11 protein-coding genes are annotated in these 12964 nt (G+C 66.1%); 8 read left to right on the forward strand and 3 right to left on the reverse strand.

Annotation, left to right across the window (positions count from 1 at the left end):
• Nucleotides 1-50: 50 nt before the first annotated feature.
• Together MesoLj_RS16565 and MesoLj_RS16570 are read right to left on the reverse strand one after the other, a co-directional pair.
• Nucleotides 51-1292 (reverse strand): ATP-binding protein, encoded by a 1242-nt coding sequence (locus MesoLj_RS16565; protein WP_202326739.1) that lies wholly within the window; start codon nt 1290-1292, stop codon nt 51-53.
• A complete protein-coding gene (locus MesoLj_RS16570) occupies nt 1289-2014 on the reverse strand; it encodes a response regulator (protein ID WP_202326740.1) in 726 nt (241 codons plus the stop codon). The genes MesoLj_RS16565 and MesoLj_RS16570 overlap by 4 nt, the downstream gene beginning before the upstream one ends.
• 226 nt (nt 2015-2240) lie before the next feature.
• On the opposite strand from MesoLj_RS16570, the gene MesoLj_RS16575 reads away from it, so the two are divergent.
• From MesoLj_RS16575 to MesoLj_RS16600, 6 genes are all read left to right on the forward strand, one after another.
• Nucleotides 2241-2966: a hypothetical protein gene (locus MesoLj_RS16575; RefSeq protein WP_202326741.1), complete on the forward strand. Its 726-nt coding sequence runs from the start codon at nt 2241-2243 to the stop codon at nt 2964-2966.
• A 125-nt stretch (nt 2967-3091) separates the two neighbouring features.
• Complete coding sequence (locus MesoLj_RS16580) at nt 3092-3298, forward strand: hypothetical protein (RefSeq protein WP_140771106.1); 207 nt, start codon at nt 3092-3094, stop codon at nt 3296-3298.
• Between the two features lie 263 nt (nt 3299-3561).
• Nucleotides 3562-4836: an efflux RND transporter periplasmic adaptor subunit gene (locus MesoLj_RS16585; protein WP_342215833.1), complete on the forward strand. Its 1275-nt coding sequence runs from the start codon at nt 3562-3564 to the stop codon at nt 4834-4836.
• Nucleotides 4837-4840: 4 nt separating this feature from the next.
• Complete coding sequence (locus MesoLj_RS16590) at nt 4841-8008, forward strand: efflux RND transporter permease subunit (RefSeq protein WP_202326742.1); 3168 nt, start codon at nt 4841-4843, stop codon at nt 8006-8008.
• A gap of 10 nt (nt 8009-8018) precedes the next feature.
• Nucleotides 8019-9512 carry an efflux transporter outer membrane subunit gene (locus MesoLj_RS16595; RefSeq protein WP_202326743.1) on the forward strand — a complete coding sequence of 498 codons (1494 nt, stop codon included), beginning with the start codon at nt 8019-8021 and terminating at the stop codon, nt 9510-9512.
• Between the two features lie 58 nt (nt 9513-9570).
• Nucleotides 9571-10257: an aspartyl/asparaginyl beta-hydroxylase domain-containing protein gene (locus MesoLj_RS16600; RefSeq protein ID WP_202326744.1), complete on the forward strand. Its 687-nt coding sequence runs from the start codon at nt 9571-9573 to the stop codon at nt 10255-10257.
• Between the two features lie 44 nt (nt 10258-10301).
• Here the strand turns inward: MesoLj_RS16600 and MesoLj_RS16605 are convergent, their stop codons facing one another.
• Complete coding sequence (locus MesoLj_RS16605; RefSeq protein WP_202326745.1) at nt 10302-10613, reverse strand: hypothetical protein; 312 nt, start codon at nt 10611-10613, stop codon at nt 10302-10304.
• A 507-nt stretch (nt 10614-11120) separates the two neighbouring features.
• Here MesoLj_RS16605 and MesoLj_RS16610 point away from each other — a divergent pair.
• Nucleotides 11121-12002, forward strand: coding sequence for an EamA family transporter (locus MesoLj_RS16610; protein WP_202326746.1), 882 nt, complete (start codon nt 11121-11123; stop codon nt 12000-12002).
• A gap of 247 nt (nt 12003-12249) precedes the next feature.
• The gene (locus MesoLj_RS16615) at nt 12250-12954 is read left to right on the forward strand and encodes an outer membrane protein (protein ID WP_202326747.1); all 705 of its coding nucleotides are present in this window, start codon (nt 12250-12252) and stop codon (nt 12952-12954) included.
• The last annotated feature ends 10 nt before the right edge of the window (nt 12955-12964 follow it).

A 12964-nucleotide genomic window follows, 5' to 3' on the forward strand; every position in this document is an offset into this window, starting at 1 on the left:
GCAGGACAGAGGGGGGCGCTGTCCCGCCGACGTCGCCGGTTTGATCCCCCTCACACAGCCTTGAACACCACCGTCTGCGCCAGCCCGCCGCCTAGGCGGTTCTCCAGCGTCACCGTCCCGCCATAGCGTTCGATAATCTCCTTGGCGATGGCCAGGCCCAGGCCGGCGCCGGGAATGAATTGCTGGCGGCCGGGGTCGACGCGGAAGAAGGGCTCGAAGGCCTTGTTGATGAGGTCGGGCGGAATGCCCGGGCCGTTGTCGGAAATGGTCAGCACCGCGCGCCTGTCGGCGAGCGCGAGGTCGATGCCGCAGGCCTTGCCGTGCGTGGCGGCGTTGACGATCAGGTTGCGCAGCGCCCGGCGCAGGCCGAGCGCGCCGGCGCGCACCGAAACCTTGTCCAGATGCCCGATCGAGACGTGATGGCCGAGCGTGACCATTTCGGCCGATATGTCGCGCACCATCCTTTCCAGGTCGAGCGGCTCGACGGCGTCCTGGTTCACCTCCTCGCGCACCAGGCGGATGGCGCTGTCGGCGATGCGGTCGAGCTCGTCGAGGTCGTGAAGCCATTTGTCGCGTTCCTCGTCGAGAAATTCGGCGCGCAGCCGCATGCGCGTCATCGGCGTGCGCAGATCGTGGCCGGCGGCGGCGACGAGGCGCATGCGGCTTTCCATGGCCACTCTCAGCCGCGACGACAGCTGGTTCAGCGCATGGGCCGTCGCCTTGACCTCGGCCGAACCCACTTCCGGCACCGCTGCCAGCACACCGTCGCTGCCGATCTTGGAGACGGCGGCTTCCAGCATTTCCAGCGGCCGGATCAGCACCGAGGTGAAATAGACCGAGACGGCGGTGGCGCCGGCGACGATCAGCGAGATCCAGCCGGCGAGCACCAGCCATTCGCGCCCTGGCGGCTTGAGGTGCGGCACGTCCATGATCGCCCAGCGCCTGTCGGGCAGTTGCACCGAGGCGGTCTGGCCGGGTTCACCGGGCTTTTCGCTGATGATCGCCAGGAGGTCGAGGCCGCGGCGTTGCAGGATGTCGTTGAGCATCTCCGTTTCCGCGCGGGCGACCTTGCCGGCGGCCGGATGGTCTGAGAATTGCACCCGCAGCACATCCGGTATCGGCCCCGGCAGCAGCCGCGCCACGAGTTCCATCTGCTGGGCGATCCAGGGCACGGTCAGCTCCGGCGGCGGCCCGCCGCCGCGCACGCTGATGACGGCGGCGGTCGCCAGGCCGACGACGCCGACGATCGAAATGACCAAAAGCAGGATGAGGCGGCGGCGCAGCGAGTTCACGCCTGCGCCTCCACCGTCTCGACACGGGCGGTGAGCTGATAGCCGCCATTGCGCACGGTCTTGAACAGCGGCCCTTCGCCGGTGTCGGAGAATTTGCGGCGCAGCCGGCTCATCAGCACATCGACCGAGCGTTCGAGCGGGTCGCGCTCGCGGCCTTGCGTGAGATCAAGCAGCTGGTCGCGCGACAGCAGCCGGCCGGGGCGGTCGAGGAAGACCTGCAACAGGTCGAACTCGGCGCCGGTGAGATCGATGCTCGCGCCTTGCGTGTCCGTCACCTTGCGGGTGTCGGGTTCCAGCCGGTAGGTGGCGAAGCGGTAGACGCGGGCGCGGGGAGCGGGCGCTTCCTCCGGTGCGGCGCGCCGCAGCACGGCGCGGATGCGGGCGGTGAGCTCGCGCGGGTTGAAGGGCTTGCCGAGATAGTCGTCGGCGCCGAGTTCCAGCCCGATGATGCGATCGACATCCTCCTTCAGCGCCGTCAGCAGGATGACGGGGACGTGGGGCTTGCGGTCCCGCAAGCCCCGGCAGATGTCGAGGCCCGACCCGTCCGGCAGCATGACGTCGAGCACGACGAGGTCGAACTGGCCGGCCGCCAGCTTCTGCTCGCATTCGCGCCGGTCGGCCGCCACCGAGACGCGAAAGCCCTGGCCGTCGAGGTAGCGGCCGAGAAGCGTCCTGATCTCGCGGTCGTCGTCCACGACGAGGATATGGGGTTGTGACTGCATGATGCCTGCCCTTGCCCGTGATTATTGGGGGCTCGAGGCTGATTATAGGGAGCGCGCGCGCCGGCGGCATGGAAAATTGCAACGCAATGTTTCTGGCCGGGGGCGGGAAACATTGGGAAACAAATCGCCGCTTTGCGGAAACCTTCGGCAACATGCCGACGCGAAGCGGACAAACAGGCTTCCTATCCTCATGGCCGTCCGATGCATGAGAGAAAGGAACACAATCATGCGAAGCAGACTTCTTGCGCTCGGCCTGTTTTCCGTCGCCGCGATTCATCCCGCGCTGGCGGCGCAGCCCGATGCCGGCCCCGCTCCCGGCGAGCCGCCTCCCGCCATGGCCATGCAGGACGGCCCGATGCCCGGACCTCAGGGTTTTGGCCCGCATGGCCCGATGCGGCATGGTCCGCCAGGCTGGGGTCCGCAAGCTTGGGGCCCGCAGGGTTGGGGTCCGCATGGCCCTGAAGGCTTTGGTCCCCGCCGCAGGGGACCGCCGCCGGAATTCATGCTGGCCACCCGGCTGGCGGCGCTCGAGACGCGCGTCGGCATCCGCAGCGAGCAGCTCGACGCCTGGCGCGACTATACCAGTGCGCTGCAGGCGGTGCTTTCGCCGCCCCGGCCTGATCGCGGCCCCGACGGCACTGGCGGCCCCGGCGAAGCCGAGGCGAAGGGACCCGATGCGGCTCCCGGCGGCAAGCCCGATGCCTTCGCCTTCCAGGAAAGGCTGGCCGACGACATCACGGCGCGCGCGGCTTCGGCCGCCAAGCTCAAGGATGCGATCGCCGCGTTGCGCGCCAAGCTTACGCCCGAACAGCTCGAAATCCTCGCTTCGGCGGAACGCCCCCACGGACCACCCCCCGGCCCCTGGGGCGGCCCGCCGAATGATGCAGCCGCACCTGGAGGTCCGCCCGACCAGGGCGGGCAGCTTCCGCCACCCCAGCCCGGGAACGGCTGATCACTCCAGCCGGCTGCGCCGGCCGGCCCGGCGCCCAACCCGTTCTCGGGCCGGCCGGTCCCGTGGGATGGCTGACAGATCCAGCCATCCCACCCCTTCAAATCACGCACAACGGAAGCACGGCAATGTGGGAAGCCTTGATGATGCTGCGGCTGATTGCGTCGGTCAGGCCGATCGGCGCGCTCGGCCAGCGCGCCGGCCATGCCGTCACGCCGGAGATGCCGCCGGTCGACACGCCGCAGGGCGCGATCCGCTTGCACTTTGCCGCCTGGCGCCTGTCGCTGCCGGTTTCGCGGCAGCTCCACGATCATCATGACCGCAAGACCGCATAGGATGCAGGCAAGGCTTGGCATGCAACCGCCAATCGGCATAAATGAGCGCGATGGGCATCGCGGCCCGGAATCCGATCGTCGGGTTCGATCTGGCCGCGGAGAAGGAGCGCGACATGAGCCGCTTCGAGGCACTGCTCGACGCCGCCCTGGCATGGGCGCGGCCCATTTTCACGATATCGATCGCCGTCGAGCGTATTTCATCGATCCTGCCTGGCCCCGCTTCCGGTGCCAGGCCGCCGCAACTCCAGGGAAAGATCCAGGCCATGCCTTTCACGCCTAGCCAATCCGTCGTGTCGGCCCATCCACGCCGGCTCGCGCCCTGGGCGGCGATACTCGCCGCCACGGTACTTCTGGCGGCCTGTTCGCAGGAAGGGAGCAAAGCTCCCGCCGGCATGGCGGGTGCAAGCAAGCCGGAAGTCGGCGTCGTCACGCTGCATCCGCAGTCGGTGGCGATAACAGCTGAACTGCCGGGACGCACTTCAGCCTCGCTCACCGCCGATTTGCGCCCGCAGGTCAACGGCATCATCCAGGCGCGCCTGTTCAAGGAGGGCAGCGAGGTGGTGGTCGGGCAACCGCTCTACCTCATCGATCCGGCGAGCTACCAGGCCGCCTATGACAGCGCGCAGGCGGCCCAACAGAAGGCCGAGGCGGCGGTGCCGACGGCGCAGGCCAAGTTCGACCGTTATGCCGGCTTGCTGAAGCAGAACGTTGTTTCCAAACAGGATTATGACGATGCCGCCGCAACGCTGGCCCAGGCCAATGCGGATGTGGCGTCCGCCAAGGCCAGTGTCGAAACCGCGCGCATCAATCTCGACTACACCAAGATCACCGCGCCGATCGCCGGCCGCATCGACAAGTCGTCGCTGACGCCGGGCGCCCTGGTCACCGCCAATCAGGACACCTTGCTCACCACCATCCGCTCGCTCGATCCGATCAATGTCGACGTCACGCAGTCGAGCACCAATCTGCTCAACCTGCGCCAGGCCATCAATGAGGGCCGGCTGAAGTTCAGCGGCCCCAATGTCAGCGTCAAGCTGAAGCTCGAGAACGGCACCATCTACAACCAGACCGGCAAGCTGGAATTCGCCGGCGCCAATGTCGACCAGACCACTGGCACCTTTGCGCTGCGGGCCGAGTTCCCCAATCCCGACCGCCTGCTTCTGCCGGGCATGTATGTGCGCGCGCTGGTCGAAGAGGGCGTCGCCCAGAACAGTTTCCTGGTGCCGCAGCGCGGCGTCACCCGCAACACCAAGGGCGAGGCGACCGCCATGGTCATCAATGCGCAGGGCAAGGTCGAAACGCGCGTGCTCGCCGTGCGCAACAGCGTTGGCAACAACTGGCTGGTGGATTCGGGCGTCGGCGATGGCGACCGTGTCATCGTCGAGGGCCTGCAGCTGGTGCGCCCCGGCGGCGACGCGACGGGCGTCGAGGTGACGATCGACGAGACGACCGGCGAGGTGAAGGACCGGGCGCAGACCTCTTCGGCCGCACCTTCCACGTCCAAGATGGCCGATAGCAGCCAGTCGACCGGGAACTGAGGCGATGTCAGCATTCTTCATCAACCGGCCGATCTTCGCCTGGGTGATCGCCATCGTGATCATGCTGGGCGGCCTGCTCGCGCTCACCACGCTGCCGATCTCGCAATATCCGCAGATCGCGCCGACCACGGTCAACATCAGCGCCAACTATCCGGGCGCCGACGCGCAAACGGTCGAGAACTCGGTGACCAAGGTCATCGAGCAAGGCATGACCGGCATCGACAATCTCGACTACATGACGGCGACCTCGACCTCGACCGGCCAGGCCACGATAACGCTGACCTTCACCAGCGCGGCCGATCCCGACACCGCCCAGGTGCAGACGCAGAACAAGCTGCAGCTGGTGCAGTCGCAGCTGCCGCAGGTGGTGCAGAGCAACGGCATCACCGTCTCCAAATCCTCGACCGGCTTCCTGATGGTCATCGGCTTCGTCTCCAGCGACGGCAAGATGAACTCGACCGACCTTGCCGACTATGTCGACTCGACCATCAACGACACGCTGAAGCGCGTCGAAGGCGTCGGCTCGACGCAGCTGTTCGGCTCCAGCTATGCCATGCGCATCTGGCTCGATCCCGACAAGCTCGCCAAATACACGCTGATGCCGAGCGACGTGGCCGCGGCGATCCAGGCGCAGAACACGCAGGTCTCGGCCGGCCAGCTCGGCGGCATGCCGCAACGCAAGGGCCAGCAGCTCAACGCCACGGTGACGGCCAAGAGCCGGCTGCAGACCGCCGAACAGTTCCGCAACATCATCCTGAAGAGCCAGACCGACGGTTCGCTCGTTCGCCTCAACGATGTCGCCACGGTCGAGCTCGGCGCCGAGAGCTATACGACGCAAGCCAGATACAATGGCCAGCCGGCGGCCGGCGTCGCCGTCAACCTCGCAACCGGCGCCAACGCCATCAGCACGGCGGAAGCGGTGCGCACGACGATCAACCGGCTGAGCTCGACCTTCCCGCAAGGCGTCGAGGTCGTCTACCCCTACGACACCTCGCCCTTCGTGCGGCTGTCGATCGAGGAGGTGGTCAAGACGCTGGCCGAGGCGATCGTGCTGGTGTTCCTGGTGATGTTCATCTTCCTGCAGAATCTGCGGGCGACGATCATCCCGACCATCGCCGTGCCGGTGGTGCTGCTCGGCACGTTCGGCGTGCTGTCGCTGTTCGGCTATTCGGTCAACACGCTGACCATGTTCGCCATGGTGCTGGCCATCGGCCTGCTGGTCGACGACGCCATCGTCGTGGTCGAGAATGTCGAACGCGTCATGGCGGAGGAAGATCTGTCGCCGAAAGAGGCGACGCGAAAATCGATGAACGAGATCACCGGCGCGCTGGTCGGCATCGCCACCGTGCTGTCGGCGGTGTTCGTGCCGATGGCCTTCTTCGGTGGCTCGACCGGCATCATCTACCGGCAGTTCTCGGTCACCATCGTCTCGGCCATGGTGCTGTCGGTGCTGGTCGCGCTGGTGCTGACGCCGGCCCTTTGCGCCACGATCCTGAAGCGGCCCAAGGACCATGCGACGCAGACCGGCCCGTTCGGCTGGTTCAACCGCGTCTTCGATCGCGGCACGACAGCCTATCGCGACGGCTCGCACGGCATCATCAAGCGGTCCTGGCGCTTCCTGGCCGTGTTCCTCGCCATTGTCGTTGCCATGGGTTGGATGTTTGCCCGGCTGCCGAGCTCGTTCCTGCCGGAAGAGGACCAGGGCATCCTGATCACCAGCGTGTCGCTGCCGGTCGGTGCGACGCAGGACCGGACCGAGCGTGTCCTGGCTGAGGTGACCGACCACTATCTCAAGCAGGAAAAGGACGCCGTCCAGGGCGTCTTTACGGCCTCCGGCTTCGGCTTCGGCGGCGCCGGGCAGAATGTCGGCATCGCTTTCGTGCCGATGAAGGATTTCAGCCTGCGCAAATCGCCGGCCTTGTCGGCGCAAGCGGTTGCCGGGCGCGCCATGGGCGCTTTCTCGAAGATCAGGGATGCGCAGGTTTTCGCGCTTGCCCCGCCCGCCATCCAGGGTTTCGGCAACACCAACGGCTTCGATTTCTACCTGCAGGACGTTAACGGCGCCGGCCATGACGCGCTGATCCAGACGCGCAACCAGCTGCTGGGTCTTGCCGCGCAGAGCAAGCTGCTCGCCAACACGCGGCCCAATGGCCAGGAGGACCAGCCGCAATTCTCGATCGATATCGACCAGGAGAAGGCCAGCGCGCTCGGCGTCAGCCTCGCCGACATCAACAACACGCTGTCGAGCGCCTGGGGCAGCGACTACGTCAACGACTTCATCGACCGCGGGCGGGTGAAGCCGGTCTATATGCAGTCGGACGCGAACTTCCGCATGCAGCCGGAAGACCTGGACAAATGGCAGGTGCGCAATGCCAGCGGCGCCATGGTGCCGTTCTCGGCCTTCGCCTCCAGCCACTGGACATTCGGTTCGCCGCGGCTGGAACGCTACAATGGCTCGGCGGCGGTCGAGATCCAGGGCGCGGCGGCGGCCGGCGTGAGCTCCGGTGCGGCGATGGACGAGATCGACAGGCTGGTGGCGCAGCTGCCGCCCGGATATTCCCACGAATGGACCGGGCTGTCGCATCAGGAACGGCTTTCCGGCAACCAGGCGCTGTCGCTCTATGCGATTTCGGCACTGGTGGTGTTCCTGTGCCTGGCGGCGCTCTATGAGAGCTGGTCGATCCCGTTCGCGGTCATGCTGTCGGTGCCGATCGGCATCTTCGGCGCGCTCGCCGCGGCGACCCTCTTCGGCCAGACCAACGACGTCTATTTCAAGGTCGGCCTGCTGACCACGATCGGCCTGGCAGCCAAGAACGCCATCCTGATCGTCGAGTTCGCCATCGAGCGGCAGGCGGCCGGCATGGGGCTCGTCGAGGCGACGCTCGAGGCGGCGCGACAACGATTGCGGCCGATCCTGATGACGTCGCTGGCCTTCATCCTCGGCGTCATGCCGCTCGCGATCGCCAGCGGCGCCGGTTCCGGCGCACAGAACTCGGTCGGCATCGGCGTCATGGGCGGCATGATCGCGGCGACGGTGATCGGCGTGTTCCTGGTGCCGCTGCTGTTCGTCACGGTGCGGCGCATCTTCAAGGGCAGGGTGGCCAAACAGGATACCGGGCCGGATCTCGGGCAAGGCACGGACGAGAAGCCGGCGACGGCCGACCAGCAATAAGGAACTTCCCATGACAGGTTTGGAACGTGGCCCGGTGGCCGCGGGGCGGCTCATTGCGCCCATGATTACGGCTGTTTTGCTTGCCGGATGCGTCGTCGGCCCGGACTACCGGACGCCGATCCTGCCGATGCCGGCGAACTGGAGCAGTGAGAAGCCGACGAAATCCGCCCAGCCGGCGCAACTGTCGCAGTGGTGGCAGCGCTTGCGCGATCCGCAGCTCAACACGCTTGTCGCGGAAGCGGTCGCCGGCAATCTCGATGTCGCCACCGCCAAGGCCAAGATCCGCGAGGCGCGCGCCAGCTATCGCCAGAGCGCGGGCACGCTGCTGCCGTCCGTGGACGGCTCCGGCTCGGTCACCCGCAACAAGTCGGCCGCGACCACGGCGGGGACCAATTCGATCTACAGCGAATACCAGGCCGGTTTCGACGCCAGCTGGGAACTCGACCTGTTCGGCGCCAATCGCAGGGGCGTCGAGGCCGCGCGCTATGGCGTGGATGCGTCCGAGCAGGAGCTGCGCTCGACCCTTCTCACGCTGGTCGGCGATGTCGCGTCCTATTACACCCAGGCGCGCGGCTACCAGGCCCGCATCGCGCTCGCCCGGCGTTCGGCGGTGTCGCAGCGGCAGACCGCCGAACTCACCCGCACCATGGCTCTGGCGGGGTCGGCGACGGCCGCCGACGTCGCCAAGGCGATGGGGCAAGCGGCCAGCACGGAGGCCGAGGTGCCGACCCTGGAAGCAAGCTATGCCGAGGCGGTGCATCGTCTGTCCGTGCTCACCGGCCGGCCGCCGGCCGCACTCAGCGAGCGGCTGAAGCGCGGCAAGCCGATCCCGTCGCCGCGCCTGCCAATGCCGACCGGGATTCCCGCCGACATCCTTTTGTCGCGCCCCGATGTGCTCATGGCCGAGCGGCAGTACGCGCAATACACCGCCAAGGTCGGCCAGGCCGAGGCGGCGCGCTACCCCTCGGTCAGCCTGACGGGAGACATCAGCACGGCGGGCCTCAATCTCGGCGATCTCGGCAAGAATTCGTCGATCGGCTGGTCCTTCGGGCCGACGCTCAGCGTGCCGCTGTTCAATGCCGGCCAGTTGCAGGCCGCAGCCGACGTCGCCCGGGCGCAGCGCGACCAGTATTTCATCGCCTACCGCGCCTCGGTGCTGACCGCGCTCGAGGATGTCGAGAACGCGCTGGTGCTGATGGCGCAGGAGCGCGTCCGGATCAGCAAGCTTGCCTCGTCGGCGAAATCCTATGGCGAGGCGGCAAATCTCGAAGGCACGCTCTACAAGGCAGGAGAGACCAGCCTGCTCGATGTGCTCGACGCGCAGCGCTCGCTCTACACGGCCGAGGATTCACTGCTGCAAAGCCGCGTGCTGCTGGCAACCAACTACATCGCCCTCAACAAGGCGCTTGGCGGCGGATGGGACGGCGCGGTCGACAGCGCCAAGCCCGAGATCGTCGACGTCAAGGCCGGACCACGGCTGGCGGCGAAGGTGACGGCGCAGTGAACTAAATGTGTAAGCCGAAGCGCCGGATGTCCGCTTATAGTGTCGTCGAGGCAATGCGATGTCCCGTACCTATGATCTTGCATCCGGCGTCGTTCGGCGTGTCTATGAAAAGCGGATAGACGCGCCGGCGATCCTCGATACCGAGACCGAATTTCCCAACGCGGCGAAATTCATCGACGCCTGGCGTGAAATCCGCGACGAAGCGCTGGGCGTACGTCTGGGCAAGGTCCCGCGTTTTCACGACATCATGCCCGAGCAGGCCGAAATCTCGGCCAATGACGGCCTTGACTGGCGCATGTTCGTGCTCAAGGCCTATGACATGGCGGTTCCGGAGAACCTTGCGCGCATGCCGGTTCTCAGCCGCTTGCTTGCCGAATGTCCTGAGGTCAAATCGGCGGCTATCTCGTTCCTCGCACCGCGCAAGCACATTCCCAGCCATCGCGGACCCTTCCGCGGCATCATGCGGTTCCACCTCGGCCTGGTCATCCCGCGGCAAGTCGATGGCCGCCCGGCGACCGTCATGATGATCGACCATCAGGAGAAACGGATCACCGACGGCGAAGGCATGCTGTGGGACGATACCTATCCGCACGAGGTGATGAACAATGCCGATGAAGTCCGCATAGCCCTGCTGCTCGATGTCTGGCGTCCGGGCATGCCCTGGGACATGGAAGTCCTGTCCAGGCTGATCGTGCGCGGCGTGCAGGCGGGAATGCGTCGCAGGGGCGTGTCGTTCGGCGGCTAAACCGGCGGCGGCGACAGCGCGCCTGACGCGAACGGCATTGCCGATCACGTCAGCGGGGCGTTTCTCGCCAATAGGTCCGGGGCATTCTTACCCTTTAAAGGGGCACAAACGACCTCATCCGCATCGCGTTTCTCAAAATACATAGCGTCGCAGCACAGTGGCATTCTGTGTCCCGTGCCGGGGTAGCCTCCAACTTTACGATGCAGTTCGCCGGAATTGATTTCAACATGAGGTGCGCCATGCTTCTGAGCGCGCTTAATTTGGGCGCATAGCTCATCATGGAAATCGCGCGCAGTAGCGGCTAACGACTTCCTTGTCACCCATTGATCGGACAAATCTCGGTATTGAAGGCTCATGGCAACTCCCATGCTTTGCGCTAAGCATATGGGAGTTCGGCTCGGTTCGCGACAGGCGCGGCATCAGATTTCAAACTGAGACATTACCTCTGGGGGCGGTTGCTTGCGTTGACGAGTTGCATACGCCGCAGCTTCTCCAACGTCGTCATCCCCGGGCGAAGCAGGAGCGAAGCTCCGTCGCGGAGACCCTGGGATCCATTCCGTGACCTTAGACGTGTAGTGCAGCGGTGCAGAATTCTGGACCGTAGTGACGCTTTGGAGTCCCGGCATGGATCCTCGGGTCTGCGCCGCGTCGCTGCGCTCCTTGCTCCGCCCGTGGATGACGAAGTGATTGATCTCTCTGCCAAACGTCAACGCATTTGGCCCGTCAACGCGCGCGATCCGCCGACAAATCAATTTCTAAGCGCTTGCCCCATCAAGACGCCGCTGCTGCCTCACGACAAGCCCGCCGGGTTGGCCTATTTCCATGCCGCTAGGCGATTTGTGCCCCGGAAGGATGAAACCAAAGTGACATCGATGCCGGTTGCCAGTCGCGAAGCGGCGCCCTTGCCCGTCGCGGCGCTGATGGGCGCGATGGTGTCGATCCAGATCGGCGCCACTTTCGCAAAAACCCTGTTTCCGGTGATCGGCGCGCAAGGCACGACGACGCTGCGGCTGGTCGTCGGCGCGCTGATGCTGATCGCGGTGTTGCGTCCCTGGCAGATGCGGCCGACACGCGCCAACTTGCCCTGGCTCGTCGCCTATGGAGTGACGCTCTGCGCGCTCAACCTCCTGTTTTACGCGGCCCTTGCCAGGATCCCGCTCGGGGTCGCCGTGGCGCTCGAATTTTCCGGGCCGCTGCTGGTGGCGACGCTGACGTCGCGGCGCGCCAGCGACTTTGCCTGGATCGCGTTGGCGGTGGCAGGCATCATCCTTTTGTCGCCCTTCACCCGCTCCCAGCAGCCGCTTGACCCGACCGGGGTAATGCTGGCGCTGGCGGCCGGCGGCTTCTGGGCGCTCTATATCGTCCTCGCCCAGAAGACGGGCGCCGAGCTTGGCACCCGAACCACCGCCTATGGCATGGCGATCGCCGCCGTGCTGGTGCTGCCCTTCGGCATCGCCGAGGCCGGAACGGGGCTGCTGGCGCCGTCGATCCTGGTCAGTGCGTTGCTGGTCGGCCTGTTTTCCAGCGCGCTGCCGTTCTTCCTGGAGATGGTGGCGCTGACCCGGATGCCGGCCCGCATCTACGGCACGCTGACCTGCCTGGAGCCGGGGCTCGGCGCGCTCGCCGGCTTCCTGTTCCTGCACGAAAGCCTGAGCCTGCCGCAACTGGCCGGCGTCGCCGCCGTCATCGCGGCGGCCGCCGGCACGGCGCTGACCTCAAAGCCACCGGTGCCGTCGCCGGAGTAGGTGCCGCACCGCACCGTCCTCGCCGGTGCCTTCGGTGTCACAGCGGCCGCGTTCGCATCGATCGACTGCGGCTGAATGGTCACACCAATCGGGAAAGCGGCGTCCCGCTTTCCCGGACAATTCCGGTGCGACCCAGCCCAAGACGCAGCCGACGGACAATGCAACACCGGGGGCCTCGACCACAGCTGGATCGCCACGGAGTATTTTCGTGGCGAGGACCACAACATATTGGGGCGGCAGACAAACAATGAAAATCATTCTTCTCGCGACGGCCTTCACCCTGGCGCCTGTCGGCATGGCGTGCGCGGCCGACATCAATGAGGTCTCGCCCGTTGCCGGCTACGACTGGTCCGGCCTCTATGCCGGCGTCGACGCCGGCTACGCAGCCGGAAAATCCAATCTCTTCATCGCCGGCGGCGGCTTCGGCGGCGGATCCGACCTCAGCGTGCCGCTTGATCCGGACGGTTTTGTCGGCGGCATCCATATCGGCGCCAACTACCAGATGGCGAACAGCTTCGTGATCGGCGCCGAGGCCGACATCGCCTACAGCAATGCCGACGGACTGACACCTGTCGACACCGGCGGCGGTGGCGTCACCACATTGCTCAAGAGCGAACTCAAATGGCAGGGATCGGCGCGGCTGCGGGCGGGCTATGCGTTCGACCGGACCTTGCCCTACATCACCGCCGGCGTGGCCGCGGCCAAATATGAAGTGACCGCGGTCAGCGCCGGCCCCGGCGGTGAAATACCGTTCCACGACGAGAGCCATGTCGGCTGGACGGTTGGCGCCGGCATCGAGCATGCCTTCACCGACAGATGGATCGCGCGGGCCGAATACCGCTACTCCGATTTCGGCAACCAGGATCTGTCGATAGCAGCCGGCCTGCCTACCGAGACGAACGTCGACCTGCAGACGCACGATATCCGGGTCGGGCTCAGCTACAAGTTCTGATCCGCAGACC

This window comes from Mesorhizobium sp. 113-3-9, assembly GCF_016756515.1.
Classification (GTDB): domain Bacteria; phylum Pseudomonadota; class Alphaproteobacteria; order Rhizobiales; family Rhizobiaceae; genus Mesorhizobium.

Bases quoted from the DNA above. Each gene is read 5' to 3' on its own strand.
- MesoLj_RS16570 (WP_202326740.1), bottom strand. From the start codon at position 2,014: ATGCAGTCACAACCCCATATCCTCGTCGTGGACGACGACCGCGAGATC.
- MesoLj_RS16575 (WP_202326741.1), top strand. From the start codon at position 2,241: ATGCGAAGCAGACTTCTTGCGCTCGGCCTGTTTTCCGTCGCCGCGATT.
- MesoLj_RS16580 (WP_140771106.1), top strand. From the start codon at position 3,092: ATGTGGGAAGCCTTGATGATGCTGCGGCTGATTGCGTCGGTCAGGCCG.
- MesoLj_RS16585 (WP_342215833.1), top strand. From the start codon at position 3,562: ATGCCTTTCACGCCTAGCCAATCCGTCGTGTCGGCCCATCCACGCCGG.
- MesoLj_RS16590 (WP_202326742.1), top strand. From the start codon at position 4,841: ATGTCAGCATTCTTCATCAACCGGCCGATCTTCGCCTGGGTGATCGCC.
- MesoLj_RS16595 (WP_202326743.1), top strand. From the start codon at position 8,019: ATGACAGGTTTGGAACGTGGCCCGGTGGCCGCGGGGCGGCTCATTGCG.
- MesoLj_RS16600 (WP_202326744.1), top strand. From the start codon at position 9,571: ATGTCCCGTACCTATGATCTTGCATCCGGCGTCGTTCGGCGTGTCTAT.
- MesoLj_RS16605 (WP_202326745.1), bottom strand. From the start codon at position 10,613: ATGAGCCTTCAATACCGAGATTTGTCCGATCAATGGGTGACAAGGAAG.
- MesoLj_RS16615 (WP_202326747.1), top strand. From the start codon at position 12,250: ATGAAAATCATTCTTCTCGCGACGGCCTTCACCCTGGCGCCTGTCGGC.